24 protein-coding genes and 1 tRNA gene are annotated in these 24,494 nt (G+C 61.5%); 1 reads left to right on the forward strand and 24 read right to left on the reverse strand.

Annotated features, from left to right (window positions below; translation table 11 throughout):
* Positions 1-31: 31 nt before the first annotated feature.
* Positions 32-556: a helix-turn-helix transcriptional regulator gene (locus F6X42_RS15065; RefSeq protein WP_187634988.1), complete on the reverse strand. Its 525-nt coding sequence runs from the start codon at positions 554-556 to the stop codon at positions 32-34.
* A gap of 197 nt (positions 557-753) precedes the next feature.
* Between F6X42_RS15065 and F6X42_RS15070 the strand changes: the two genes are divergently transcribed.
* Positions 754-2,040 (forward strand): IS701 family transposase, encoded by a 1,287-nt coding sequence (locus F6X42_RS15070; RefSeq protein ID WP_187634989.1) that lies wholly within the window; start codon positions 754-756, stop codon positions 2,038-2,040.
* A gap of 134 nt (positions 2,041-2,174) precedes the next feature.
* Here F6X42_RS15070 and F6X42_RS15075 read toward each other — a convergent pair whose 3' ends face one another.
* The 23 genes from F6X42_RS15075 to rpsO all read right to left on the reverse strand — a co-directional run bounded on the left by F6X42_RS15075 (position 2,175) and on the right by rpsO (position 24,438).
* On the reverse strand, positions 2,175-2,453 hold the full coding sequence (locus F6X42_RS15075; RefSeq protein WP_187635147.1) for a hypothetical protein: 279 nt from the start codon (positions 2,451-2,453) through the stop codon (positions 2,175-2,177).
* Between the two features lie 295 nt (positions 2,454-2,748).
* The gene (locus F6X42_RS15080; RefSeq protein ID WP_187634990.1) at positions 2,749-3,339 is read right to left on the reverse strand and encodes an NUDIX domain-containing protein; all 591 of its coding nucleotides are present in this window, start codon (positions 3,337-3,339) and stop codon (positions 2,749-2,751) included.
* 43 nt (positions 3,340-3,382) lie between these two features.
* Entirely contained in the window at positions 3,383-3,679 is a 297-nt protein-coding gene (locus F6X42_RS15085; protein ID WP_187634991.1) for a DUF2818 family protein, read from the reverse strand.
* Positions 3,679-5,151 (reverse strand): NADH-quinone oxidoreductase subunit NuoN, encoded by a 1,473-nt coding sequence (gene nuoN / locus F6X42_RS15090; protein ID WP_187634992.1) that lies wholly within the window; start codon positions 5,149-5,151, stop codon positions 3,679-3,681. Before nuoN ends, F6X42_RS15085 begins: the two co-directional genes overlap by 1 nt.
* Before the next feature lie 24 nt (positions 5,152-5,175).
* Positions 5,176-6,666, reverse strand: a complete 1,491-nt coding sequence (locus F6X42_RS15095; RefSeq protein WP_187634993.1) for an NADH-quinone oxidoreductase subunit M — start codon at positions 6,664-6,666, stop codon at positions 5,176-5,178.
* A gap of 14 nt (positions 6,667-6,680) precedes the next feature.
* Positions 6,681-8,747, reverse strand: a complete 2,067-nt coding sequence (nuoL, locus tag F6X42_RS15100; RefSeq protein ID WP_187634994.1) for an NADH-quinone oxidoreductase subunit L — start codon at positions 8,745-8,747, stop codon at positions 6,681-6,683.
* Positions 8,748-8,764: 17 nt separating this feature from the next.
* Entirely contained in the window at positions 8,765-9,070 is a 306-nt protein-coding gene (gene nuoK, locus F6X42_RS15105; RefSeq protein WP_006052894.1) for an NADH-quinone oxidoreductase subunit NuoK, read from the reverse strand.
* Between the two features lie 20 nt (positions 9,071-9,090).
* Positions 9,091-9,783 carry an NADH-quinone oxidoreductase subunit J gene (locus F6X42_RS15110; RefSeq protein ID WP_187634995.1) on the reverse strand — a complete coding sequence of 231 codons (693 nt, stop codon included), beginning with the start codon at positions 9,781-9,783 and terminating at the stop codon, positions 9,091-9,093.
* Between the two features lie 192 nt (positions 9,784-9,975).
* Complete coding sequence (nuoI, locus tag F6X42_RS15115) at positions 9,976-10,464, reverse strand: NADH-quinone oxidoreductase subunit NuoI (protein ID WP_187634996.1); 489 nt, start codon at positions 10,462-10,464, stop codon at positions 9,976-9,978.
* 15 nt (positions 10,465-10,479) lie between these two features.
* Positions 10,480-11,544, reverse strand: a complete 1,065-nt coding sequence (gene nuoH / locus F6X42_RS15120) for an NADH-quinone oxidoreductase subunit NuoH (RefSeq protein WP_187634997.1) — start codon at positions 11,542-11,544, stop codon at positions 10,480-10,482.
* Complete coding sequence (gene nuoG, locus F6X42_RS15125; RefSeq protein WP_187634998.1) at positions 11,545-13,878, reverse strand: NADH-quinone oxidoreductase subunit NuoG; 2,334 nt, start codon at positions 13,876-13,878, stop codon at positions 11,545-11,547. It lies immediately after the preceding gene.
* Between the two features lie 140 nt (positions 13,879-14,018).
* A complete protein-coding gene (nuoF, locus tag F6X42_RS15130; protein ID WP_187634999.1) occupies positions 14,019-15,347 on the reverse strand; it encodes an NADH-quinone oxidoreductase subunit NuoF in 1,329 nt (442 codons plus the stop codon).
* Positions 15,344-15,829 (reverse strand): NADH-quinone oxidoreductase subunit NuoE, encoded by a 486-nt coding sequence (gene nuoE / locus F6X42_RS15135; protein WP_187635000.1) that lies wholly within the window; start codon positions 15,827-15,829, stop codon positions 15,344-15,346. Before nuoE ends, nuoF begins: the two co-directional genes overlap by 4 nt.
* Before the next feature lie 132 nt (positions 15,830-15,961).
* Entirely contained in the window at positions 15,962-17,215 is a 1,254-nt protein-coding gene (locus F6X42_RS15140) for an NADH-quinone oxidoreductase subunit D (protein ID WP_187635001.1), read from the reverse strand.
* 9 nt (positions 17,216-17,224) lie between these two features.
* Entirely contained in the window at positions 17,225-17,827 is a 603-nt protein-coding gene (locus F6X42_RS15145; protein WP_187635002.1) for an NADH-quinone oxidoreductase subunit C, read from the reverse strand.
* 20 nt (positions 17,828-17,847) lie between these two features.
* A complete protein-coding gene (locus F6X42_RS15150; protein WP_006052903.1) occupies positions 17,848-18,327 on the reverse strand; it encodes a NuoB/complex I 20 kDa subunit family protein in 480 nt (159 codons plus the stop codon).
* Positions 18,328-18,389: 62 nt separating this feature from the next.
* Positions 18,390-18,749 (reverse strand): NADH-quinone oxidoreductase subunit A, encoded by a 360-nt coding sequence (locus F6X42_RS15155; protein WP_187635003.1) that lies wholly within the window; start codon positions 18,747-18,749, stop codon positions 18,390-18,392.
* 158 nt (positions 18,750-18,907) lie between these two features.
* Positions 18,908-18,992 (reverse strand) — tRNA-Leu (locus F6X42_RS15160).
* Positions 18,993-19,104: 112 nt separating this feature from the next.
* Positions 19,105-19,491, reverse strand: coding sequence for a preprotein translocase subunit SecG (secG, locus tag F6X42_RS15165; RefSeq protein WP_187635004.1), 387 nt, complete (start codon positions 19,489-19,491; stop codon positions 19,105-19,107).
* Between the two features lie 82 nt (positions 19,492-19,573).
* The gene (gene tpiA, locus F6X42_RS15170; RefSeq protein ID WP_187635005.1) at positions 19,574-20,350 is read right to left on the reverse strand and encodes a triose-phosphate isomerase; all 777 of its coding nucleotides are present in this window, start codon (positions 20,348-20,350) and stop codon (positions 19,574-19,576) included.
* A gap of 169 nt (positions 20,351-20,519) precedes the next feature.
* Positions 20,520-21,536 (reverse strand): NAD(P)H-quinone oxidoreductase, encoded by a 1,017-nt coding sequence (locus F6X42_RS15175; protein ID WP_187635006.1) that lies wholly within the window; start codon positions 21,534-21,536, stop codon positions 20,520-20,522.
* Between the two features lie 149 nt (positions 21,537-21,685).
* Positions 21,686-23,821 (reverse strand): polyribonucleotide nucleotidyltransferase, encoded by a 2,136-nt coding sequence (pnp, locus tag F6X42_RS15180; protein ID WP_187635007.1) that lies wholly within the window; start codon positions 23,819-23,821, stop codon positions 21,686-21,688.
* A 344-nt stretch (positions 23,822-24,165) separates the two neighbouring features.
* Complete coding sequence (gene rpsO, locus F6X42_RS15185; RefSeq protein ID WP_008920609.1) at positions 24,166-24,438, reverse strand: 30S ribosomal protein S15; 273 nt, start codon at positions 24,436-24,438, stop codon at positions 24,166-24,168.
* Positions 24,439-24,494: the final 56 nt, after the last annotated feature.

Consider the following 24,494-nt stretch of genomic DNA (forward strand, 5'->3'; position numbering starts at 1 on the left):
TTGCTCCGTTCTTCAGCCTTCCGGCACACCGCTACGCCACGAGATTTTCGAGTTGACGGCTCACACGCGGTTCGATCTGACGGGCCTCCTTCGCCAGATTGATCTGTTTCGCCAGTTTTGCGACATTCGTCACACCGGTCTCGATCTCATACCCACCGCGCGCGGTCAGCCATTCGAGCACGTCCGCCAGATGCCAAACCGACGCACTGCCTTCGTGGACCGGCGACGGGAAGTCGATCGCATGGCTCAGCATCAGCTTGCGCATGTTTTGCCGGGACACGCCGGCCATTTCGGCGACGTCGGTCAGCCCCACGAAGTCAGGCCCAGCCTCGACCAGCTGCGCGGAGGGCACCGCGCGTTTCACGTCCTTCAGCGCGCTGGTGACAGCCTCGAATACGCTCGCGCCTTCGCGGGTGAAAAGCAGGCCCAGGCGGCCCGGTTGCCCGACGCCAACTGTGGCGTCGTCGCACCCTGCTTCGCCCAACCGCTCGACGATTGCGTCGGCATCGCAATCTTCCGCGGCGAGGCGGTATTTCAACGTGAACACATATTCCATACGTTACTCCTGTCTTCTCAACTTTAGACATTCGCGCCCCTAGCCGAACGGCATGGGGCGGTAAAAATTCTTAGGATCGCGTAATTAGCACTTGACATGAGGTGGAACTCGTGAGGCCGCCGCGCTGCTTGCGCGGGGTTTGGCGCAAGCAGCGCGGCGGCCAATGAGGATCGTTTTCGATCCCCATGCGATTCCTCATGTCCCTGTCCAACTTTGTCCGACTGTGCCTGTCCGAATGGATCAGCTTCCTGCTTCCCGCTGTCCCGATCCGCTCCCGCGCGACCTTCATCGAACTGCTCTGTGGCTGTCTGGTCTCGCCGGAAGGCTGGGTTACGCGCTCGATCGTCGCCATCTCGCGCCGCAAGCACTGGACCACCTACTACAAGCTGATCGGGCGCGGCAGCGTGCGCACCTTGCGCCTGGCTCGCGCGCTGTTTCGCCTGGTGCTTGCGGTGCTGCCCTTCGATGTGCTGACCCTGGTCATCGACGATACCCTGGTGCCGCGCTCCTCTGAGTCGGCCCTCGGTTGCGCGCGTCGCCACGACCACAGTCGCAAGACCAACCGGCCAACGTTCATGCTCGCGCAGTGCTGGGTCACCGTCGGGGTGAGCGTGCTCGGTCATGGCGGCGCCAAACTCGTGCTGCCGATTCTCTCCCGCCTGGTGCCGGCGACCGGCAACCGCAACAAGCTTTTGATTGCGCTGGCGCTGCTGCGCGGCCTGGCAGGCGTGGCCGACAAGCCGGTCCGGGTGCTGTTCGATTCCTGGTTCATGCGCGCGCGTCTGGTATTGCCTTTGCTGCGGCGTCAGATTCGCGTGATCGGTCAGGCGCGCGTCGACACCGCACTGTTTCTCCCACCGGTTGCACAGACGACGCCCAGGCGCGGCCGCAAGCGCATCTATGGCGAACGGCTGAGCGCCGAGGCAGTGGCGGCCTTGCCGGTGACCGAGCTGTGCTTGTCGCTCTATGGTCAGGAGCAGTTGCTTCGGCTGCGCTCGGTGGTGGCGCGAGCGCGCTTCCTCAGAGGCACACCCGTGCGCGCCGTCTGGTGCCAGTTCTTCGATACCAAAAAGCAGACGTGGACGAAGCCCCGTCTGCTGCTTGCGACAGAGACCGGGCTGACGGCCGAAGCGATCGTGCAGCTGTATGCGCGCCGCTGGGGGATCGAACCGCTGTTTCACAATCTCAAAAGGTGGTGGGGTATCGGCAATCTCTGGCAGCAGTCGCGCACTGCGCTCGAGCTGTGGATGCAGATTCGCTCGACGGCCTGGACGTTGGCCCAGTTGTTGAGCCTGGCGGCACACGGGGCCTTCCCAATGGAAGTCGTGGCACCCTGGCGCCTGAAGCACCCACTCACCGCCGGTCTGGTGGCGCAGTGGCTGCGCATGGAATTTACCGGACTTGCCTTTCGCGATGGCTTCGACCGCAAGTCCCAGAAATTCGTCTTCCCGGAACCGCGCAACGACCCCCGCTTGAGGCTGTAGTGCTTCATCTGTTCGCCGCGGTTCAGCGTTCATCGCAGTTTCGTCGTCGGTATAGTCTAATCGCCGCCCAGCGTTGGGGTGGTGAGGCAGCGATGCCGGTGTCTAAAGTTGAGTCCTGTCTTGTTTAGCCCAGGTTATTGCCATTCCTGTTTGGCACTCACGAACCCACTGGCGCGAGCCGTGCAGTTCTCGACGATGCGCCGCAGGTGTCTGGCGTGATTGCCGGGATTCTTCGGCGTACTCCAGACGCTCGATATACAGAACTCCACGCAACGACACTCGCCGTCTTGGTACGGACAATAGATTTTTCCCCACGCATGACCTTTTCCGCCGTCCTGGACGCGCCAGCCGTGCTGCTCCGCGTGCACCAATGCGACCTCGATTTCTTTTTTCCTGTGCCTTCCTCGAACCATCGACATCTCCAATGTAGTCGGTCCGGTGCCGGTTGTCAATCGACAACCTGCACCGGACTTGAAATCAGATCATTCCACCGTCTATGGTCAGTTCTCCAAAGCAAAATCGACGACAGACACGGTGATCGGAAGGTTCATACTAGCCGGCCGCCGGCGCCACGACGAGCCGGCCTGATGGCATAGGAAACGAGATATGCAACAAACCGGGCAACCAATGGCAAAGCCCCTGCCGGTCATCGACCAACAGGGGCTTGGTTAAACCGCAACGCCGATCAGCTATCCGGCAGACGTGAACTTATACCGCTTCGGGCGCCTCTAGCGGCCACGTGCCCGACAGCACTTTCTCGAGCCAGAATGTACCGATGATCGTCTTCACATCGGTGATCTTGCCGATACGCACCCACTCGGACACCTGCTCCACGGTCGCGGTGAAAAGTTCGAGAAACTCGCCTTCGTCGAGCTCGCGCTCGCCCGCGGTCAAGCCCCGCGCAAGATAGATGTCAATGAATTCGGTCGAATAAGAAATAATCGGGTGAATCCGTGTGAGGTACACGTATTCGCGCGCGGTATAGCCGGTTTCCTCGCGCAGTTCTCGCACCGCGCAGGCCAGCGCGCCCTCGTTCGGGTCGAGCTTGCCGGCCGGATATTCGACCATCACCTTGCCCATCGGATAGCGATACTGACTTTCGAGCAGCACGCGACCGTCATCGAACAATGGGATCACCATGACGGCGCCCGGATGCTGAACGTATTCGCGCGTCGCATGTTTGCCGTCCGGCAGTCGGACCGTATCGTACTTGACCGTCATGAACGGCCCTTGATGGACCGTTTTGCTGTCGATACAAGTCTCGGTTAGCGCGGCGTCGTGATTGGGAAGTTCAGCCATGTGCGGACCTCGGAACAGCCAGGCGCGCGACGGCGGGACGCCGTCAGCGGCGTTTGACCAGATATTGGAAGGTGAAGCCGGGGAAAGCGAATACGACGAACAGCGCGAACGTGATCGCATAGAACTGCCAGCCCTGCTCGAAGCGATTTCCCGCCCGCGCTTCGAGCAGAAAGCCCAGCGCGCCGACCACGAAATACAGGACGATCAATTCGGCAATTCGCAGCCAGGTGCTTTTCTTCGCCGCTTTCAACGGCACGGCGGCGAAGAGGCGCTGATTCAGGAACGGCAGGTTGGCGCCGACCAGCGCCAACAGCACGATAAACCAGCCCGCAGCGGACATCAGAGCAGCAGCGTGTGCTGCATCGCCTGCAGACAGGCGCGCAACAGCGGATCCGGCACGATACCGAGCACCAGCACCGCGACGCCGTTGAGCGCGAGCAACGCGCGCGTGCTCGTGTCCGCGAGGATCTGCGACTTGTCTTGCGGCTCGTCGAAGTACATCAGCTTGACGATACGCAGATAGTAGAACGCGCCGAACAGCGACGTGATCACCGCGAGCACGGTCAGCCACGTCAGACCGGCGTTCATCGTTGCCTGCAGCACGGCGAGCTTCGCGTAGAAGCCAACTGCCGGCGGAATACCCGCGAGCGAGAACATCATGATCATCATCACGAACGCGAACACCGGGCTGCGCTGGTTGAGGCCCTTGAAGTCCTCCAGCGTGTCCGCTTCGAAGTCGCGGCGCGCGAGCAGCATAATGACGCCGAAGGTGCCGAGCGTCGTGATCAGGTAGACGATGCTGTAGAACATCGCCGAGCCGTATGCGCTCGCGGCGCCCGTGGTCTTCTGGTCGACCACGCCGGCGAGCAGGCCGAGCAGCACGAAACCCATGTTCGAGATCGCCGAATACGCAAGCATCCGCTTGACGTTGCGCTGCACGATACCGGTGATGTTGCCGACGATCAGCGACAGCGCCGCCAGAATCACCAGCATCTGTTGCCATTCGACCGCGAGTGGCAGCAGACCCATCACGAGGAAGCGCAGGCCCCATGCGAAGGCGGCAACTTTCGGACCGCCGCCCACCACGAGAGTCATCGCCGTCGGTGCACCCTGGTACACGTCAGGCACCCACATATGGAACGGCACCGCACCCATCTTGAAAGCCACACCGGCCACGATGAAGATCACGCCGAACAGCAGCACGGTCGGATCGTAGTGGCTCGTGCTGATCGCCTTGAACACTTCGTTCAGGTCGAGCGAGCCGGTCGCGCCATACAGCATCGAGATGCCGTAGAGCAGGAAACCGGAAGCCAGCGCGCCGAGCACGTAATACTTCATCGCCGCTTCGTTCGAAGACGCTACTTCCCGACGCAGTGCGATGACCGCGTACAGCGACAGCGACATCAGTTCCAGACCGAGATACAGCGTCAGGAAGTTGTTGCCCGAGATCATCACGATCTGGCCCAGCAGCGAGAACATGCCGAGCAGGAAGAAGTCACCGCGGTACAGGCCACGGTCTTCCAGGTAGCGACGCGAATAAACGACGGATACCGCATAGCCGAGCGACACCACCGCCTTCATCACGTTGGCGAACGGATCGACCACGTACATGTGATCGAAGAAGTAATGCACTTGCGGGTCGAACGCATTGATCGCGAACCAGATCCCGGCGACGAGCGTCGAGAAGAACGCGATGAAATACGTGGTGCGACGACCCTCCTGGCCGACGAACGTGTCGTTGAGCCACGCGACGACAACGGCGAGCATCACCAGTGCGTCGGGCAACAGAGCAGTCATAGGGGCGTTTTGCATGGTCTTAAATTCCTCCGCTCGTCGTTACTGAGGCAACGGCAGCTTCGATTGAGCAACGTGGGAGAGGAGGTTTTCCACGGATACGTGCATCACATCGGTGAAGGGCTTCGGATACAGGCCCATGAAAAGCGTCAGTGCGGCGAGCACTGCCAGCATGAAAAATTCGCGACGGCCGATGTCGAGCAGGCTCTTCACGTGGTCGTTCGCGACCGCGCCGAAGTAGACGCGCTTGTACATCCACAGCGTGTAGGCTGCGCCGAGAATCAGCGTGACTGCCGCGCCACCCGCGATCCAGAAGTTGTACTGGACGGAGGCTAGAATCACCATGAATTCGCCGACGAAACCGGAGGTGCCCGGCAAGCCGCAGTTCGCCATCGCGAACAGCATCACGAACGCCGCGAACTTCGGCATCACGTTGACGACGCCGCCGTAATCGGCAATCTGACGCGAGTGCATGCGGTCGTACAGCACGCCGATGCTCAGGAACATCGCGCCCGAGATGAAGCCGTGCGAAATCATCTGCACGATCGCGCCTTCCGCGCCGAGCTGATTGAAGATGAAGAAGCCGAGCGTGACGAAGCCCATGTGCGCGATCGACGAATACGCGACCAGCTTCTTCATGTCGGCCTGCACCATCGCGACGAGACCGATGTAGATCACCGCGATCAGCGACAGCGTGATGACGACCGGCGCGAGGAAATGGCTCGCATCCGGCGTGACCGGCAGCGAGAAGCGCAGGAAACCGTACGCACCTAGCTTCAGCATGATCGCGGCCAGCACGACCGAGCCGCCGGTCGGCGCTTCCACGTGCGCGTCCGGCAACCACGTGTGCACCGGCCACATCGGCACCTTCACGGCGAAGGCCAGGAAGAACGCGATAAACAACAGCACCTGCGGCGTCATCGCGATTTGCGCGTGCTGCCACGTGGCGAGGTCGAACGAGCCGGTCTCGTTGTACAGATAGATCAGCGCGACCAGCATCAGCAGGGAGCCCATCAGCGTGTACAGGAAGAACTTGAACGCCGCGTACACGCGGTTCGCTCCGCCCCACACGCCGATGATGATATACATCGGAATCAGCGTCGCTTCGAAGAACACGTAGAACAGCATGCCGTCGGCCGCGCTGAACACGCCGACCATGATGCCCGACAGGATCAGGAATGCCGCGAGATACTGGCCGACGTTCTTCGTGATCACTTCCCACGCTGAAATCACGACGATCACCGTAATCAACGCGGTCAACACGACGAACCACATCGAAATGCCGTCCACGCCGAGGTGGTACGTGATGTGGAAGCGCTCGATCCAGTTCGCCTGTTCGACGAACTGCAGGTCGGAGGTGCTCGAATCGAAGCTGGTGATCAGCGGCAGCGTGACGAGGAAGCTCAGAACCGAGCCGAGCAGCGAAATCCAGCGCGCGGGGGCGGGGTTGTCGTCGTTGCCGATCGCGAGAACCAGCAGGCCGAAGAGAATGGGCAACCAGATCGCGATGCTGAGAATCGGATAAGCGTGCATAAGTGTCTCTCGCCTTATTTGCCGCCGAGCGTTACAAACAGGGTCAGTAGCCCCAGCATGCCGATAATCATGGCGAACGCGTAGTGGTAGATGTAGCCGGATTGAAGGAAGCGGATCACGCTGGCGAACCAGCCGATGAACCGTGCGCTGCCGTTGACGATGCCGTCGATCACGAACACGTCGCCTTCCTTCCACAGACCCCGGCCAACGGCCACCGCGCCCCGCGCAAACACGACTTCGTTGATCTTGTCCATGTAGTACTTGTTATCGAGCAACGTGTAGATCGGACCGAATGCGCGCTTGATGACAGCGGGCAGATCCGGACGGACCAGATACAGGAACCATGCGACTACCACACCAGCGAGCGCGAGCCACACCGGCAGGCCCGACACCGAGTGCAGCCCCATCGACGCCCAGCCCTGGAATTCTTCGGCCATCTCATGCAGCGCCGGATGGTTGTCGCTGACGTAGATCACCTTGTCGAACGCGACGCCGTGCTGGAAGAAGTCGCCGAACAGCAGCGGACCGACACCGATCGCACCGATCACGATCGACGGAATCGCCAGCAGCACCAGCGGCACCCACACGACCCACGGGGTTTCATGCGGCTCGTGCGCGTGGTCGTCGTGACCATGACCATGGTCGTCGTGGCCGTTCACGCCATGCCCATGCGACGCGGCTTCGGCGCCCATCGGCGAATCCGGGTGTTTCGGATGTCGGAAGCGCTCCTCACCGTGGAACACCATGAAGTACATACGGAACGAATACAGCGCGGTCACGAACACGCTTGCGACCACCGCGAAGTACGCGAAACCCGAGCCCGGCAGATGCGACAGCTTCACCGCGTCGATGATCGAGTCTTTCGAGTAGAAGCCCGAGAAGAACGGCGTGCCGATCAGCGCGAGCGAGCCGATGAGCGACGTGATCCACGTAATCGGCATGTACTTGCGCAGGCCGCCCATGTTGCGCATGTCCTGATCGTGATGCATGCCGATGATCACCGAACCCGCGCCGAGGAACAGCAGCGCCTTGAAGAACGCGTGCGTCATCAGGTGGAACACGGCGACCGAGTAAGCCGACGCGCCGAGAGCGACCGTCATGTAACCGAGTTGCGACAGTGTCGAATAAGCGACCACACGCTTGATGTCGTTCTGGACGATCCCGAGGAAGCCCATGAACAGCGCGGTAATCGCGCCGATCACCATGACGAACGACAGCGCCGTATCCGACAGTTCGAACAGCGGCGACATGCGCGTGACCATGAAGATACCGGCCGTCACCATGGTCGCCGCGTGAATCAGCGCCGAGATCGGGGTCGGGCCTTCCATCGAGTCCGGCAGCCACACATGCAGCGGGAACTGTGCCGACTTGCCCATCGCGCCGATGAACAGGCAGATACAGGCGACCGTCAGCAGCCCCCAATCGGTACCGGGAAAGTTCAAGGCCGCCAGTTCGGTACGCTTCGCGAAGACTTCGCCGTAGTTCATCGAACCGGCGAACGCGAACAGCAAACCGATTCCGAGCAGGAAACCGAAGTCACCGATGCGGTTCACGATGAACGCCTTCATGTTCGCGTAGATCGCGCTCTCACGCTTGAAGTAGAAGCCGATCAGCAGGTACGACACGAGACCCACCGCCTCCCAGCCGAAGAACAGCTGCAGGAAGTTGTTGCTCATCACGAGCATCAACATCGAAAACGTGAACAGCGAGATGTACGAGAAGAAGCGTTGGTAGCCGTCGTCGTCGGCCATGTAGCCGATCGTGTAGATGTGCACCATCAGCGAGACGAAGTTCACCACACAGATCATCATCGCGGTCAGCGAGTCGACGAGGAAACCGACTTCGAGCTGCGTCTTGCCGATCGACATCCATTGATAAACGGTCGCGTTGAAGCTCGCGCCATCCATCACTTGCAAAAAGACGATGACCGACAGGATGAACGAAACCGCGACGCCGAGGATCGTGACCGAATGCGCACCCGCTCGCCCTACCGCCTTGCCGAACAGCCCCGCGACCAGGGAGCCGGCGAGCGGCGCAAGCGGAATTGCCAACAGCAGGTTTTCATTGAGTATCGTGGACATAACCGCTTTTCCTGAAATTAACCTTTGAGCTGATCGAGATCCTCGACATTGATCGTGTCGAGACTACGGAACAGGGTCACCAGAATTGCGAGACCGATCGCCGCTTCGGCTGCCGCAACCGTCAGTACGAAGAAGACGAAAATCTGGCCGTGCACGTCGCCCAGGTAGTGCGAGAACGCAACGAAATTGGTGTTCACCGCCAGCAGCATCAGTTCGATCGCCATCAGGATGATGATGACGTTGCGGCGGTTCAGGAAAATGCCGACGATGCTGATCGCAAACAGGATCGCGCCGAGGACAAGGTAATGGGCAAGGGTCAACATGATTTCTATCTCCTGTCCGCTCAGCTGTTCTTGGCAGGTGCCGAGTCGGCTGCTGCTGCCGCTGCCGCGGCAGCAGCTTGTTCCGCCGCGATTGTCGCCGCGGTTTTCTCTGACGGCATCTTCACGACGCGCACGCGATCCTGGGCACGGACCTTGACCTGGGCGCTGACGTTCTGACGCTTGCTGTCCTTCTTGTGGCTCGTGGTCAGCGCGATCGCCGCGATGATCGCCACCAGCAGGATCAGGCCAGCGATTTCGAACGCGAAGATGTAGTCGGTATAGATGACCTTGCCGATCAGACGCGTATTCGACCAGTCGCCCATACCGGCCGCGGCTGCGGCCGTGTCGTGCAGTGCCGTGGTGGTCGCGCCGTAGCCGTGCCACAGGATCAGCGCGGTTTCGATCACGATGATCGCGCCCACCGCCGAGGCCATCGGCACGAAACGTTTGAAGTCCTTGCGCAGCACGTCGAGGTTGATATCCAGCATCATCACGACGAACAGGAATAGCACCATCACCGCGCCGACGTAGACCAGCACCAGCAGGATCGCGAGGAACTCGGCCTCCAGCAGCATCCAGATCGCGGCTGCGTTGAAGAACGCCAGCACCAGAAACAGTGCGGACGACACCGGGTTGCGCGAGGTGATCACCTTCAGCCCTGACACCACCAGGAGCAGCGCGAAGATGTAGAACAGTACGGTCGTGAATTCCATGATTACCGGTTCATCGTTAGGCCATCGTCAGGCATTGTTCTTTGGCACGCGTGGCTGGCAACAGCGGACGGAACCGCCAGAACCTCCACACAGGTGCGCCGTGCCGCGGCGTTCAGGCCGCGGCGCTCGGCCCGACAGCAGGCCGTGTTACTGCTTTTACTGCCGCAATTACTGCGTCAGCGGGAAAGCGCTTCAACGATACGGTGCGTCGGCTGCCTTGTTGGCGGCGATTTGTGCTTCATAGCGGTCGCCAACGGCCAGCAGCATGTCCTTCGTGAAGTACAGGTCGCCGCGCTTCTCGCCGTGAAATTCGAGAATGTGCGTCTCGACGATCGAGTCGACCGGGCAGCTCTCTTCGCAGAAACCGCAGAAGATGCACTTGGTCAGGTCGATGTCGTAGCGCGTCGTGCGGCGCGTGTTGTCCGCGCGCGCTTCCGATTCGATGGTGATCGCGAGCGCCGGGCACACTGCTTCGCAAAGCTTGCACGCGATGCAGCGCTCTTCGCCGTTTTCATAGCGGCGCAGCGCATGCAGACCGCGGAAACGCGGCGAGATCGGAGTCTTCTCTTCCGGGAACTGCACGGTGATCTTGCGCTGGAACGTGTAGCGTCCGGTCAGCGCGAGGCCTTTCAGCAGTTCCGTGAGGAAGAAAGTCTTGAAGAAGTTTTGGATTGCGGTCATAGGTTCGTCCGCCCTTTATTTCCAGATGTTCAACGGCGACATGATCCAGAAGCCGACCACCACGAGCCACACCACGCAGACCGGAATGAAAATCTTCCAGCCGAGACGCATGATCTGGTCATAGCGATAGCGCGGGAACGTGGCACGCGCCCAGATGAACACCGACAACAGGAAGAAAACCTTGGCGACGAGCCAGACGATGCCCGGGATGAACGACAGGAACCCGAACGGGGCGCTCCAGCCGCCGAGGAACAGTGTTGCAGCCAATGCCGAGATCACGATCATGTTGATGTACTCGGCGAGGAAGAACAGCGCGAACGCCATACCCGAGTAATCGATCATGTGGCCCGCGACGATTTCCGATTCGCCCTCCACCACGTCGAACGGGTGGCGGTTCGTTTCGGCGATGCCCGAGATGAAGTACACGACGAACATCGGCAGCAGCGGCAGCCAGTTCCAGGACAGGAAGTTCAGGCCGTGCGAGGCGAAGAAGCCCTGCTCCTGCGAGCCGACGATGCCCGACAGGTTCAGCGTGCCGGCCGTCATCAGCACGACCACCAGCGCGAAGCCCATCGAGATTTCGTACGAGACCATCTGCGCGGCGGCGCGCATCGCGCCGAGGAACGCGTATTTCGAGTTCGACGCCCAGCCGGCCAGAATCACGCCATACACGCCGATCGACGAGATCGCCATCGCGTACAACAGACCCGCGTTGATGTCGCCCAGCACCGCGCCCGCCTGGAACGGAATCACCGCCCAGACCGCGAAGGCCGGCACCACCACCATGATCGGCGCGATCATGTAGATCCAGCGACTTGCCTGGGCGGGCTGGATCACTTCCTTCAGCAGCAGTTTCAGCACGTCGGCGATCGGCTGCAAGAGCCCGGCGGGGCCCACGCGGTTCGGACCGAGACGCACGTGCATCCAGCCGATGAGCTTACGCTCCCACAGGATCAGATAAGCGACGCACAGCAGGATCACAACGGCCACCACCAGGATGCGCACGAGCGCCCACACCGTGGGCCATGCCACACCGAGAAGTTGGGCGCCGCCCGAGTTGATCGTATCGAACAAGCTCATTTACGCCTTCTCCACCACCAGTTCACCGAACAGGCTGCCCAGCGCTGCACCGGCAGGCGTAGCCGCCGATACGCGGACGACTGTCTCCGCAAGATTCGCATCGCGCACGGCCGGCAACTGCACCGCTTGCTCGCCCTGACGAACGCGCACCGCGTCCCCCTCTTTCAATCCCAGTCTGTCGAACAGCGCAGCCGGCAGGCCGACCGAGTTCGCCGCACGGGCCGCCGCAGTCAGATGCAGCGACTCCGCGCGACGCACCAGCGCATCGGCATGATAGATCGGCACGTTCGCGAGACGCTCGAACTTGCCTTCCGCCGCCCTCACGGCCTTGCCGCGCGTCACCGCGACGCCGGTGCGGTTCGATAGACGCGACTTCAGTTCGCCGTCGCCGAGCGCGGCCGTGCGCACTTCTTCGACCGTGTCGTATTCGAAGCCCGGCGCGCCGAGCAGGCTGCCCAGCACGCGCAACACCTTCCAGGCCGGACGCGTGTCGCCGAGCGGACGCACGACGCCGTTGAACGCCTGCACCGTGCCTTCCGCGTTGATGTAGGCGCCGGCCGTTTCCGTGAACGGCGCGATCGGCAGCAGCACGTCGGCGTAGTCGGCGCCCGTCTGGAACGGCGACATCACGACGACCATGTCGGCCTGCTTCAGCGCGGCAAGCGCCCGCGCCGGATAGGCCGTGTCGAATTCCGGCTCGAGGTTCAGCAGCAGATAGCCCTTGCGCGGCTGCTCGAACACTTCGCGCGCATTCAGACCGCCATCGCCCGGCAGCGCATTCACGAGGTGCGCGCCGACCGTGTTGGCCGCTTCGGTAAGGAAACCGAGCGTTGCGCCGGTTGCCTCGGCAATCCATTGCGCCGCGGAGTGGATCGCCGCGAAGTCCGGATGACGGACCGCTTCGTTGCCGAGCAGCACGACACGATGCTCGCCGGTAGTCAGCGATTTCGCGATCTGCTTGTGTGCGTCGTTCGGCTGCGTGCCCGCGAATGCTTCCGGCAGCGCGACGCCCTTCGCTTCGCCCACTGCACCGGCGACACCCGCGAGCGCGTCGAGCCATGCCGACGGCGCCGCGACCACGCGGTGCGCCTGCGGGATCAACGCGTCGTCGTTGGTGGACTGGATCAGCGTGAGCGCCGAGCCGCCGCGAGCGACCTGGCGCAGACGTGCGGCGAACAGCGGATGATCGCGGCGCAGATCCGAGCCGATCACGAGCGCGGCGTCGACGTTCGACAGATCGGCGATCGTGCTGCCGAGCCACGGCGCGCCGGTAACGGGCGCCGAGAAATCAGACTGACGCAGACGGAAGTCGACGTTCGGCGTGCCGACCGCTTGTGCGATCTGCTTCAACAGGAACAATTCTTCGACCGTGCTGTGTGCGCTCGACAGCGCCGCCAGCGCGTTCGCGCCGTGGTCACCCTTGATGCCGTTCAGCCCTTTGACCACGTATTCGAGCGCGGTCTGCCAGTCGGTTTCGACCCACTGGCCGCCCTGCTTGAGCATCGGCTTCGTCAGACGCTCGGGGCTGTTGAGGCCTTCGTACGAGAAGCGGTCCTTGTCCGAAATCCAGCACTCGTTGATCGCTTCGTTTTCGAACGGCAGAACGCGCATCACGCGGTTGTTCTTAACCTGCACGATGAGGTTCGCGCCGACGGAATCGTGCGGGCTCACGGACTTACGGCGCGACAGCTCCCATGTACGGGCGCTGTAGCGGAACGGCTTGCTCGTGAGCGCGCCGACCGGGCACAGGTCGATCATGTTGCCCGACAGTTCGGAATCGACTGTTTTGCCGACGAACGACGTGATTTCCGCATGCTCGCCGCGGCCCAGCATGCCGAGCTCCATCACGCCGGCGATTTCCTGGCCGAAGCGAACGCAACGCGTGCAGTGAATGCAGCGCGACATCTCTTCCATCGAGATCAGCGGGCCCACGTTCTTGTGGAACACCACGCGCTTTTCTTCGCTATAGCGCGACGACGACTTGCCGTAACCAACGGCCAGATCCTGCAACTGACATTCGCCGCCCTGGTCACAGATCGGGCAATCCAGCGGATGGTTGATCAGCAGGAATTCCATCACGGCTTGCTGACCCTTCACCGCCTTGTCCGACATGGTGCGCACGATCATGCCGGCCGACACCGGGGTCGCACACGCGGGCACGGCCTTCGGCATCTTCTCGACATCGACCAGACACATCCGGCAATTGGCCGCAATCGACAGCTTCTTGTGATAGCAGAAGTGAGGAATGTAGGTGTCGACCTTATGCGCAGCCTGAATCACCATGCTGCCTTCAGGCACCTCGACTTTCTTGCCGTCTATTTCGAGTTCAACCATGATGGTCAATCTTCCTTAACCTGTTACCGCTCAATCGTTCGCCAGTTCATCGCCCGCTTCGGACGATGAATCCTGTGGTTGAGGTATTCGTCTGGTGGTTATCCGTGAGCTGCCTGTTGGCCGGACTCAGGCAGCCACCGTCATGCAGCCACTGTTTCGGGCGCCGCCGCCATGCCAGCATGACCGCCGACGAGGCAATGCTTGTGGGCGACGTGATATTCGAATTCGTCCCAGTAGTGCTTCAGCATGCCCCGAACCGGCATCGCGGCCGCGTCGCCGAGCGCGCAGATCGTGCGGCCCATGATGTTGTCCGCGACGGAGTTCAGCAGATCCAGATCTTCCTGGCGGCCGAGACCATGCTCGATACGATGCACGACGCGATACAGCCAGCCCGTACCTTCCCGGCAAGGCGTGCACTGACCGCACGACTCTTCGTAATAGAAGTACGACAAACGCAGCAGCGAGCGCACCATGCAGCGCGTCTCGTCCATCACGATCACCGCGCCCGAGCCGAGCATCGAGCCGGCCTTCGCGATCGAGTCGTAATCCATGTCGGTCTGCATCATCATGTCGCCCGGAATCACCGGCGCCGACGAACCGCCGGGAATCACGGCCTTGATCTTCTTGCCGCCGCGCATGCCGCCGGCGAGTTCCATCAGCGTCGCGAACGGCGTGCCGAGCGGAATTTCGTAATTGCCCGGACGCTCGACATCGCCCGACACCGAGAAAATCTTCGTGCCGCCGTTGTTCGGCTTGCCGATTTCAAGGTAATTCTGCGGGCCGATGGCGAGCAGGAAAGGCACCGCCGCGAACGTTTCGGTGTTGTTGATCGTGGTTGGCTTGCCGTACACGCCAAAGCTCGCCGGGAATGGCGGCTTGAAGCGCGGCTGACCCTTCTTGCCCTCGATCGATTCGAGCAGCGCGGTTTCCTCGCCGCAGATGTACGCGCCGTAACCGTGGTGCGCATGCAACTGGAACGAGAAGCCCGAGCCCATGATGTTGTCGCCGAGGAACCCGGCGCGACGAGCTTCTTCTAACGCTTCTTCAAAGCGCTTATAGACTTCCCAGATTTCGCCGTGAATATAGTTGTAGCCGACCGTAATGCCCATCGCGTACGCGCCGATCGCCATACCTTCGATCAGCGAATGCGGATTGAAGCGCAGGATGTCGCGATCCTTGAACGTACCCGGCTCGCCCTCGTCCGAATTGCAGACGAGGTACTTCTGGCCCGGGAACTGACGCGGCATGAAGCTCCACTTCAGACCGGTCGGGAAGCCCGCGCCGCCGCGGCCGCGCAGACCCGACGCCTTGACGTCGGCGATTACCTGCTCGGGCGCGATCTTTTCTTCCAGGATGCGGCGCAGCTGCGCGTAACCGCCGCGCGCCAAGTAGTCTTCGAGATGCCAGTTGTCGCCGTTCAGGCCGGCGAGAATCAGCGGTTTGATGTGACGATCGTGTAAAGACGTCATTTCGAAAGTTCCTCGAGCAGCTGGTCGATCTTCTCGCGGCTCATGAAGCTGCACATGCGTTGATTGTTCACCAGCATCACCGGCGCGTCGCCGCACGAACCCATGCACTCACCTTCTTTCAGCGTGAATTTGCCATCGAGCGTGGTTTCGCCGAAGTCGATGCCGAGCTTCTGCTTCAGGTATTCAGCGGCGCTTTCGGAACCGCCGTCCGGGCCGAGCTGACACGGCAGGTTCGTACAGAGCGTGATCTTGAACTTGCCGACCGGCGAGGTCTCGTACATCGTGTAGAAGGTCGCTACCTCCTGCACGGCGATTGCCGGCATGCCGAGATAATCCGCGACGAACTGCATGAGTTCGGGCGACAGCCAGCCATGCTCCGTTTGAGCAGTGGCCAACGCCGACATCACGGCGGACTGTTTCTGATCGGCGGGGTACTTTGCGACCGCACGATCGATTTCTTTCAGGCCTTCAGCTGAGATCATTTTCAGACACGACTCTTTCAATTCCTACCGAACGAAAACCCGTCGCTGACGTCATACTGCGACAGACCCGGCGTTCCTTTACTTGACGCGCTGGCGGTGCGATGACCGCAGACACGCGTCGATGAATACGTCCTAGCGATCCACTTCGCCGAACACTATGTCCTGCGTGCCGATGATCGTCACTGCGTCGGCGATCATGTGACCGCGCGCCATTTCATCGAGCGAGGACAAGTGCGCATAGCCCGGTGCGCGAATCTTCAGGCGATACGGCTTGTTGGCGCCGTCCGAGATCAGATAGATGCCGAACTCGCCCTTCGGATGTTCGACTGCGGCATACGCCTCGCCTTCCGGTACGTGGAAGCCTTCGGTGAACAGCTTGAAGTGATGGATCAGATCTTCCATGTTCGACTTCATGCCGACGCGCGACGGCGGCGCAACCTTGTGATTGTCCGTCATCACCGGGCCGGGATTTTTGCGCAACCACTCAATGCACTGTTTCGCGATACGCGTGGACTGACGCATTTCTTCGACGCGCACCAGATAGCGGTCATAGCAGTCACCATTCACGCCGACCGGGATGTCGAAGTCGAGCTTGTCATAAACTTCGTACGGCTGCTTCTTGCGCAGGTCCCACTCGATGCCAGAGCCGCGCAGCATCGCCCCGGTCATGCCGAGTTGCAGCGCGCGTTCCGGGCTCACCACGCCGATGCCGACCAGACGCTGCTTCCAGATCCGATTGTCGGTGAGCAGCGTTTCGTATTCGTCGACGTACGTCGGGAAACGCGTGAAGAAGTCGTCGATGAAGTCGAGCAGTGAACCCTGCCGGTTCTCGTTCATCTTCGACAAGGCTTTCGCATTGCGAATCTTCGATGCCTTGTATTGCGGCATTGCGTCAGGCAGATCGCGATAGACGCCGCCCGGACGATAGTAAGCCGCGTGCATCCGCGCACCCGACACCGCTTCGTACACGTCCATCAGGTCTTCGCGCTCGCGGAACGCGTAGAGGAACACCGCCATCGCGCCGACGTCGAGCGCGTGCGAGCCGATCCACATCAAGTGATTCAACACGCGCGTGACTTCGTCGAACAGCACGCGGATGTATTGCGCGCGCAGCGGCACGTCGATGCCGAGTAGCTTTTCAATGGCCAGCACATAGCCGTGCTCGTTGACCATCATCGACACGTAGTCGAGACGATCCATGTACGGCACCGACTGGATGAACGTCTTGCTTTCGGCGAGCTTTTCAGTCGCGCGATGCAGCAGACCGATGTGCGGATCGGCGCGTTGGATCACTTCGCCGTCGAGTTCGAGCACGAGACGCAGCACACCATGCGCTGCCGGGTGCTGCGGGCCGAAGTTGAGCGTGTAGTTCTTGATCTCTGCCATGACGTTCTCTTAGTGTTTCAGACCGCCATAGCGATCCTCGCGGATCACGCGCGGCGTGATTTCCCGCGGCTCGATCGTCACCGGCTGATAGACGACGCGCTTCTCTTCCGGGTCGTAACGCATCTCGACGTAGCCGGAGACAGGGAAATCCTTGCGGAACGGATGACCGATGAAACCGTAGTCGGTCAGAATGCGGCGCAGGTCCGGGTGACCTTCGAAGACGATGCCATACAGGTCGAACGCTTCGCGCTCGTACCAGTTGACCGAATTCCAGATGTCGACGACGGACGGCAGGATCGGCATGTCGTCGTCCGGTGCGAACACGCGCAGACGCAGACGCCAGTTGTTTTGCACCGACAGAAGATGCAGCACGGCCGCAAAACGCGGACCGTCGTAAGCGCCTTCGGCGTAGGTCTGATAATCGACGCCGCACAGGTCGACACACTGCTCGAAACCGAGCGAGCGGTCGTCGCGCAGACGCTTTGCCACGTTGAGGTAGTCGCCTACCTTGACGACGATCGTCAATTCACCGACCGACTCGGTCACGCTCGACAGGAGGCCGCCAAAGGCCGCCTCGAGGTTCGCTTTCAGGGTCTCGAGTTTGCTTGCCATATTGTGGAGAGGCGTTGGCCTTATTGACGGGCGATGGTGTTGGTGCGGCGAATCTTGGCTTGCAACTGGATCACTCCGTACACCAGCGCTTCCGCTGTGGGCGGACAACCCGGCACGTACACGTCGACCGGGACGATCCGGTCGCAGCCGCGTACCACCGAGTACGAGTAGTGGTAATAGCCGCCGCCGTTCGCACACGAGCCCATCGAGATCACCCAGCGCGGCTCGGCCATCTGGTCGTAGACCTTGCGCAGAGCGGGCGCCATCTTGTTGCACAGCGTGCCAGCGACGATCATCACGTCCGACTGACGCGGACTCGGACGGAACACCACGCCGAAACGGTCGAGGTCATAACGGGCAGCGCCCGCATGCATCATCTCGACCGCGCAGCACGCAAGACCGAACGTCATCGGCCACAGCGATCCGGTGCGCGTCCAGTTGATCAGTTTGTCTGCCGTAGTGGTGACAAACCCTTCCTTCAAGACCCCTTCGATACTCATTTGCTTTCCACTCCAGACGGGGCGGCGAGCCTGGCCACCCACGCAAACCGGCGATTAATCCATCATTCCCAGTCGAGGCCACCCTTCTTCCAGATGTAGGCAAAACCAAGAAGGAACTCGAGCAGGAAAATCATCATTGCCACGAACCCGGTCCAGCCGATGTCACGCAATGCCACACCCCATGGGAACAGGAACGCGGTTTCAAGGTCGAAAATGATGAAAAGAATGGCGACGAGGTAGTAGCGCACGTCGAATTTCATGCGCGCATCTTCGAATGCTTCGAAGCCGCACTCATACGGTGCGTTTTTCTCGGTGTCGGGCTTGTTTGGACCGAGGATCTTGCCAATACTGACCAGTGCTACGCCTAAACCGGTGCCCACAATGAGGAACAACAAAACGGGGAAATAGGCTGCGAGGTTCAAGACAATCCTCAATCGGTTGGTTCTGAGTGCCGTCAGGAGCATAGCACCACTGACGCGAAATCACTTCCTCAACGCGCATGGCGTAAGCCCTGCGGCCATACGCCAGAAGTGAAAATGCCAGCCGAAGCGAAGCAAGCGGCTGGCATTTAGATAACATTTGGTGCCGACGGCGAGACTCGAACTCGCACAGCTTTCGCCACTACCCCCTCAAGATAGCGTGTCTACCAATTTCACCACGTCGGCACTATATGCAATCCGGGAAAACAACTTGTAAAACCCGCGAATCGCTTCAAGACTTGAATTGTAACGTGTCTAAACAGATTGTTCAACGCACAAGAGCGCTTCGGCCGAAAATTTATTTCGGTACGCCCGTCGCCGGAACCGACGCGGGCGAAGCCGGCGCGGCGGCCGATGCCGCCGCCGGAGCCGAGCCCGCAGCCGGCGCGGAAGCCGTGACCGGCGCAGTGACAGCCGCGCCCAGCACGCCTGCCGACGGCTTCACGCGATACGCACCAAGGTAAGTGAGCGCCAGCGTCGTGGCAAAGAACAGCGCTGCGAGCACCGCCGTGGTACGCGACAGGAAGTTCGCCGAACCCGTCGCGCCGAACAGACTACCCGACGCGCCGCTGCCGAAAGCCGCGCCCATGTCGGCACCTTTGCCGTGCTGCAGCAACACGAGTCCGATGACCCCGAGCGCCGACAACAACTGAACGACGATAATTAATGTTTTCAAATACAGCATCACACTCACCTGAGTCTTTATTTAACCGCGCCGCACACAGTGTGTTGCGCGAAATGGAGTCATCCTTGCCGAGACGTCCTGCTTAACTCGCAACGCTGGTCGCTGCGGCCGCCTTGCAGATCGCCAGGAAATCCTGATCTTTCAACGACGCGCCTCCGATCAGGCCGCCGTCGATATCGAGCTGACGAAACAGTTCTTCCGCGTTGTCCGGCTTCACGCTGCCGCCGTACAGCAACGGCACGTCCGCCGCGCCCTTTGCCACGAGGCGCGCGCGCAGGAACGCATGCACGGCTTGCGCCTGTTGCGACGACGCGCTCTTGCCCGTGCCAATTGCCCACACCGGCTCATACGCGACGACGAGACCACTCGCTTCCTGAGCCGACAGCTTCGCGAGCACTTCTTCGAGCTGCCCGCCGACCACCTGCTCGGTCGAACCAGCTTCGCGTTCCTCGAGCGTTTCGCCGACGCAGACGATCGGCGTCAAACCCGCTTCGAGCGCACGCTGCGTTTTCACGGCGACCAGTTCGGCGCTTTCGCGGTGATACGCGCGACGCTCCGAGTGCCCGACGATCGCAAACGTGGCGCCGAAGTCCGTCACCATCGGCGCAGCCACTTCTCCGGTATAGGCACCGTGCGTGAACGCGGACACGTCCTGCACGCCCCACACGACCGGGCTACCTTCAAGCAGCGACTGGGCCTGCGCGAGATAGAGGCTCGGCACGCACACACCGACGCGCACGTCGGCCGGCAACTCACCGGAGCCCTGGGCGACCGCCCGCAACAACGCGGCGTTCGCGGCGAGCCGCCCATGCATCTTCCAGTTACCGACTACCAGTTTCGCTCGTTGTTGATTCGACATCGTCTCGTATTGTCCTGTCTTGCCAGTCCTGCCTGTTGTGCCGGCGGACCCCGCTCGCGCCTCGCTGCGGCTCGTTGCCTGCGCCAGAGGCTCCAACCGTCGCATCGATTCGGCGCGCGCAAAACGCGCAATTTTACTGCGTGGGGTGGATCGGGTCAAACCGATGACGTCAAGCCTCCTGACCCCACGTCAACACGATCTTGCCGACGTGCGTGCTGCTTTCCATCAGCGCATGCGCGTCGGCAGCCTGGGCAGCCGAAAACACGCGATGCACGACCGGCTTGATGCGCCCAGCTTCGAGATGGGGCCACACGCGCTCCTTCAGTTGCGCGGCGATCTGTGCCTTGAACTCGATGGGCCGCGGCCGCAGCGTCGAACCGGTGAGCGTCAGACGGCGACGCAACACTTCGTTCAGGTTCAGCTCCGCCTTCGCGCCGCCAAGCAGTGCGATTAGCACGATGCGGCCACCGTCGGCGAGCGCTGACAGTTCCCGCGGCACGTAGCTGCCCGCCACCATGTCGAGGATCACGTCAACACCGCGATCGTTGGTCAGCGACTTGATGACTTCGACGAAATCTTCAGTCTTGTAGTTGATCGCCCGTTCGGCACCGAGCGCTTCGCACGCGCGGCATTTATCGTCCGAACCCGCGGTGGCGAACACACGGAATCCGAGCGCGTGCGCAATCTGGATCGCCGTCACGCCGATGCCGCTCGAACCGCCCTGCACGAGCAGCGTTTCGTTCTCGCCGCCTTCGCCCAGACCGAGCTGCGCGCGATTGAACACGTTGCTCCACACCGTGAAGAAGGTTTCGGGCAGCGAAGCCGCTTCGATATCCGACAACCCCGCCGGCACCGGCAGGCACTGCAGCAACGGCGCGGCCGCATACTCCGCGTAGCCGCCACCCGCCAGCAGCGCGCACACGCGATCGCCGATCTGAAGACCGAACGGGTTGTTCTTCCCTTCGATCGTCCCGCCGACGATCTCGCCCGCCACCTCCAGCCCTGGCAGATCCGACGCGCCCGGTGGCGGCGCATATCCGCCCTTGCGCTGAAACACGTCCGGACGATTGACGCCGGATGCCGCCACTTTGATCAGTACTTCGCCCGCCTTGAGCTGCGGCGTCGGACGCTCCGCCAGCTTAAGGACTTCCGGCGCACCGAATTCCGTGATTTCGATCGCTTTCATCTGCGTCAACTCCAAGATTGGATTGCGTTGCCCACCGTTGCTGCCATCTGCCGTAGCGCCGCGCTGCGATTCGAATCCGCAACGCAATCCATCCTGCATGAAAAACGGCCGGCGCGCATGACACGGCCGGCCGTTTGTCCGCTACCGCATTACTGCGGAGTCGGTTCGCCTTGCGGCTCGTCGTTCAGCAATGCTTTCGCCGACAGACGCACACGACCCTTTTCGTCCGTCTGGATGACCTTGACCTTCACCTGCTGGCCATCCTTCAGATAGTCATTGATGTCCTTGATGCGTTCGTTGGCGATTTCGGAGATATGCAGCAGACCGTCCTTACCCGGCAGGATGTTCACGATCGCGCCGAAATCGAGCAGCTTGAGCACGGTGCCTTCGTACACCTGGCCCACTTCGACTTCCATCGTGATCGCCTCGATACGACGCTTCGCTTCGGCCATGCCTTCGCTGTTCGTGCTCGCGATCGTGACGACGCCGTCGTCCGAAATATCGATCGTCGTGCCGGTTTCTTCGGTCAGCGCGCGGATCACCGAGCCGCCCTTGCCGATCACGTCGCGAATCTTTTCCGGGTTGATCTTGATCGTGATCATGCGCGGTGCGAACTCCGACAGCTGCGTGTTCGCGCCGGCCACGGCCGAGGTCATCTTGCCGAGGATGTGGATGCGGCCTTCCTTCGCCTGCGCGAGCGCGACCTGCATGATTTCCTTCGTGATGCCCTGGATCTTGATGTCCATCTGCAGCGCGGTCACGCCTAGTTCCGTACCCGCGACCTTGAAGTCCATGTCGCCGAGGTGATCTTCGTCGCCGAGAATGTCAGTCAGCACCGCGAAGCGGTTGCCTTCGAGGATCAGGCCCATCGCGATACCGGCAACGTGCGCCTTCATCGGCACGCCAGCGTCCATCAGCGCGAGACAGCCGCCGCACACCGAAGCCATCGAGGACGAACCGTTCGACTCGGTGATTTCCGACACGACGCGGATCGAGTAGCCGAATTCGTCGGCGCTCGGCAGGCATGCGACCAGCGCGCGCTTCGCCAGACGGCCGTGACCGATTTCGCGGCGCTTCGGAGAACCGACGCGGCCCGTTTCGCCGGTCGCGAACGGAGGCATGTTGTAGTGGAGCATGAAGCGTTCGCGGTACTCGCCTTCGAGCGCGTCGATGTTTTGCTCGTCGCCCTTCGTGCCGAGCGTCGCGACCACCAGCGCCTGCGTCTCGCCGCGCGTGAACAGCGCCGAGCCGTGGGTACGCGGCAGCACGCCGGTGCGGATTTCGATCGGGCGCACGGTGCGCGTGTCGCGGCCGTCGATACGCGGCTCGCCGTTCAGGATCTGCGTACGGACGATCTTCGCTTCGATGTCGAACAGCACGTTGCCGACCGACGCCTTGTCGGCCGCCACGGTGCCCGCCGCCGCCGCTTCTTCCTCGAGCTTCGTCGAAGTCGCAGCGTAGACTTCCTTCAGCTTGGTCGAGCGAGCCTGCTTGTCGCGAATCTGGTAAGCGGCGAGCAGATCGGCTTGCGCGAGTTCAGTCACGCGCGCGATCAGCGCTTCGTTCTTCGCGGCCGGCTGCCAGTCCCACTCGGGCTTGCCGCCTTCGCGGACCAGTTCGTGGATCACGTCGATCGCGGTCTGCATCTGCTCATGGCCGAACACGACGGCGCCGAGCATCACTTCTTCGCTGAGCTGCTGCGCTTCCGATTCGACCATCAGCACCGCGCGTTCCGTACCGGCGACGACGAGGTCGAGCGCCGATTCCTTCATCTGCGGACGCGTCGGGTTCAGCACGTATTCGTTGTTGATGTAGGCCACGCGTGCCGCGCCGACCGGTCCGTTGAACGGCAGACCGGACACCGCGAGCGCCGCCGACGCGCCGATCAGCGCGGGGATGTCGGCGGGGATTTCCGGATTCAGCGACAGCACGTGAATCACGACCTGGACTTCGTTGTAGAAGCCTTCCGGGAACAGCGGACGCAGCGGTCGGTCGATCAGGCGCGAGATCAGCGTCTCGCCTTCCGACGGACGGCCTTCGCGGCGGAAGAAGCCGCCCGGGATCTTGCCGGCGGCGTAGGTCTTTTCGATGTAATCGACGGTGAGCGGGAAGAAGTCCTGGCCCGGCTTAGCAGTCTTCGCGCCGACCACGGTGGCGAGCACCACGGTATCTTCGATGTCGACGATCACCGCGCCGCCCGCCTGGCGAGCGATTTCACCGGTTTCGAGGCGAACGTTGTGCTGCCCCCACTTAAACTCTTTGACGATCTTGTTAAACATAGTCATTGCTTTTCCTCATCGTAATGCCGCGCGGACCGGAGCGGCGCGGCAACGCCAGGGCCGGCGCCGCATGGGAAGAGTCGTGCTATGCCATTCCAGAGAGCCGCGCGCTGCGCGTGCGCGCGAACCGCTGGAATGACACAAAACTCTGCCCTGAAGCCCGGCCATATTCCTGTTACTGCCTGCTTTACTGCTGTCTTGCTGCTGCTACTGCGTTGCCCGTGGACGCCGCGCGAACCGGCATACGCCGCGGATCACAGGCGGCACGCGTTACACGAAGCGTGCCGTGCAAAAACAAAATGCCTGTATCAGCGAAACTGACACAGGCATCTTGCTGAACGACTGGCCGATTACTTACGCAGACCCAGCTTCTCGATCAGGCTGCGGTAACGATCCGCGTCCTTACCCTTCAGGTAGTCGAGCAGCTTGCGACGGCGGCTCACCATGCGCAGCAGTCCGCGGCGGCTGTGGTGATCCTTCGTGTGCTCCTTGAAGTGGGAGGTCAGTTCGTTAATACGGGTCGTGAGCAGCGCGACCTGAACTTCGGGAGAGCCGGTGTCGTTGGCTGCGCGTGCGAATTGCGCGACGACTTCGGACTTCTTGCTTGCTTCAACTGCGGACATGTCAATTTCCTTGATAACTGGACAGGCGGTCACGGAAGAAAGGCCGTGCCGTGGGA

It is taken from the genome of Paraburkholderia podalyriae (genome assembly GCF_014397785.1).
Taxonomy (GTDB): domain Bacteria; phylum Pseudomonadota; class Gammaproteobacteria; order Burkholderiales; family Burkholderiaceae; genus Paraburkholderia; species Paraburkholderia podalyriae.

Coding starts and splice junctions, on each gene's coding strand:
- nuoI (WP_187634996.1), bottom strand. CDS start 10,464: ATGACCGCAATCCAAAACTTCTTCAAGACTTTCTTCCTCACGGAACTG.
- nuoN (WP_187634992.1), bottom strand. CDS start 5,151: ATGCAAAACGCCCCTATGACTGCTCTGTTGCCCGACGCACTGGTGATG.
- secG (WP_187635004.1), bottom strand. CDS start 19,491: ATGCTGTATTTGAAAACATTAATTATCGTCGTTCAGTTGTTGTCGGCG.
- F6X42_RS15095 (WP_187634993.1), bottom strand. CDS start 6,666: ATGCACGCTTATCCGATTCTCAGCATCGCGATCTGGTTGCCCATTCTC.
- nuoF (WP_187634999.1), bottom strand. CDS start 15,347: ATGACGTCTTTACACGATCGTCACATCAAACCGCTGATTCTCGCCGGC.
- F6X42_RS15110 (WP_187634995.1), bottom strand. CDS start 9,783: ATGGAATTCACGACCGTACTGTTCTACATCTTCGCGCTGCTCCTGGTG.
- tpiA (WP_187635005.1), bottom strand. CDS start 20,350: ATGTCGAATCAACAACGAGCGAAACTGGTAGTCGGTAACTGGAAGATG.
- pnp (WP_187635007.1), bottom strand. CDS start 23,821: ATGACTATGTTTAACAAGATCGTCAAAGAGTTTAAGTGGGGGCAGCAC.
- F6X42_RS15085 (WP_187634991.1), bottom strand. CDS start 3,679: ATGTCCGCTGCGGGCTGGTTTATCGTGCTGTTGGCGCTGGTCGGCGCC.
- F6X42_RS15145 (WP_187635002.1), bottom strand. CDS start 17,827: ATGGCAAGCAAACTCGAGACCCTGAAAGCGAACCTCGAGGCGGCCTTT.
- nuoG (WP_187634998.1), bottom strand. CDS start 13,878: ATGGTTGAACTCGAAATAGACGGCAAGAAAGTCGAGGTGCCTGAAGGC.
- F6X42_RS15150 (WP_006052903.1), bottom strand. CDS start 18,327: ATGAGTATCGAAGGGGTCTTGAAGGAAGGGTTTGTCACCACTACGGCA.
- nuoE (WP_187635000.1), bottom strand. CDS start 15,829: ATGATCTCAGCTGAAGGCCTGAAAGAAATCGATCGTGCGGTCGCAAAG.
- rpsO (WP_008920609.1), bottom strand. CDS start 24,438: ATGTCCGCAGTTGAAGCAAGCAAGAAGTCCGAAGTCGTCGCGCAATTC.
- nuoL (WP_187634994.1), bottom strand. CDS start 8,747: ATGTCCACGATACTCAATGAAAACCTGCTGTTGGCAATTCCGCTTGCG.
- nuoK (WP_006052894.1), bottom strand. CDS start 9,070: ATGTTGACCCTTGCCCATTACCTTGTCCTCGGCGCGATCCTGTTTGCG.
- F6X42_RS15140 (WP_187635001.1), bottom strand. CDS start 17,215: ATGGCAGAGATCAAGAACTACACGCTCAACTTCGGCCCGCAGCACCCG.
- F6X42_RS15075 (WP_187635147.1), bottom strand. CDS start 2,453: ATGGTTCGAGGAAGGCACAGGAAAAAAGAAATCGAGGTCGCATTGGTG.
- F6X42_RS15065 (WP_187634988.1), bottom strand. CDS start 556: ATGGAATATGTGTTCACGTTGAAATACCGCCTCGCCGCGGAAGATTGC.
- F6X42_RS15070 (WP_187634989.1), top strand. CDS start 754: ATGTCCCTGTCCAACTTTGTCCGACTGTGCCTGTCCGAATGGATCAGC.
- nuoH (WP_187634997.1), bottom strand. CDS start 11,544: ATGAGCTTGTTCGATACGATCAACTCGGGCGGCGCCCAACTTCTCGGT.
- F6X42_RS15175 (WP_187635006.1), bottom strand. CDS start 21,536: ATGAAAGCGATCGAAATCACGGAATTCGGTGCGCCGGAAGTCCTTAAG.
- F6X42_RS15080 (WP_187634990.1), bottom strand. CDS start 3,339: ATGGCTGAACTTCCCAATCACGACGCCGCGCTAACCGAGACTTGTATC.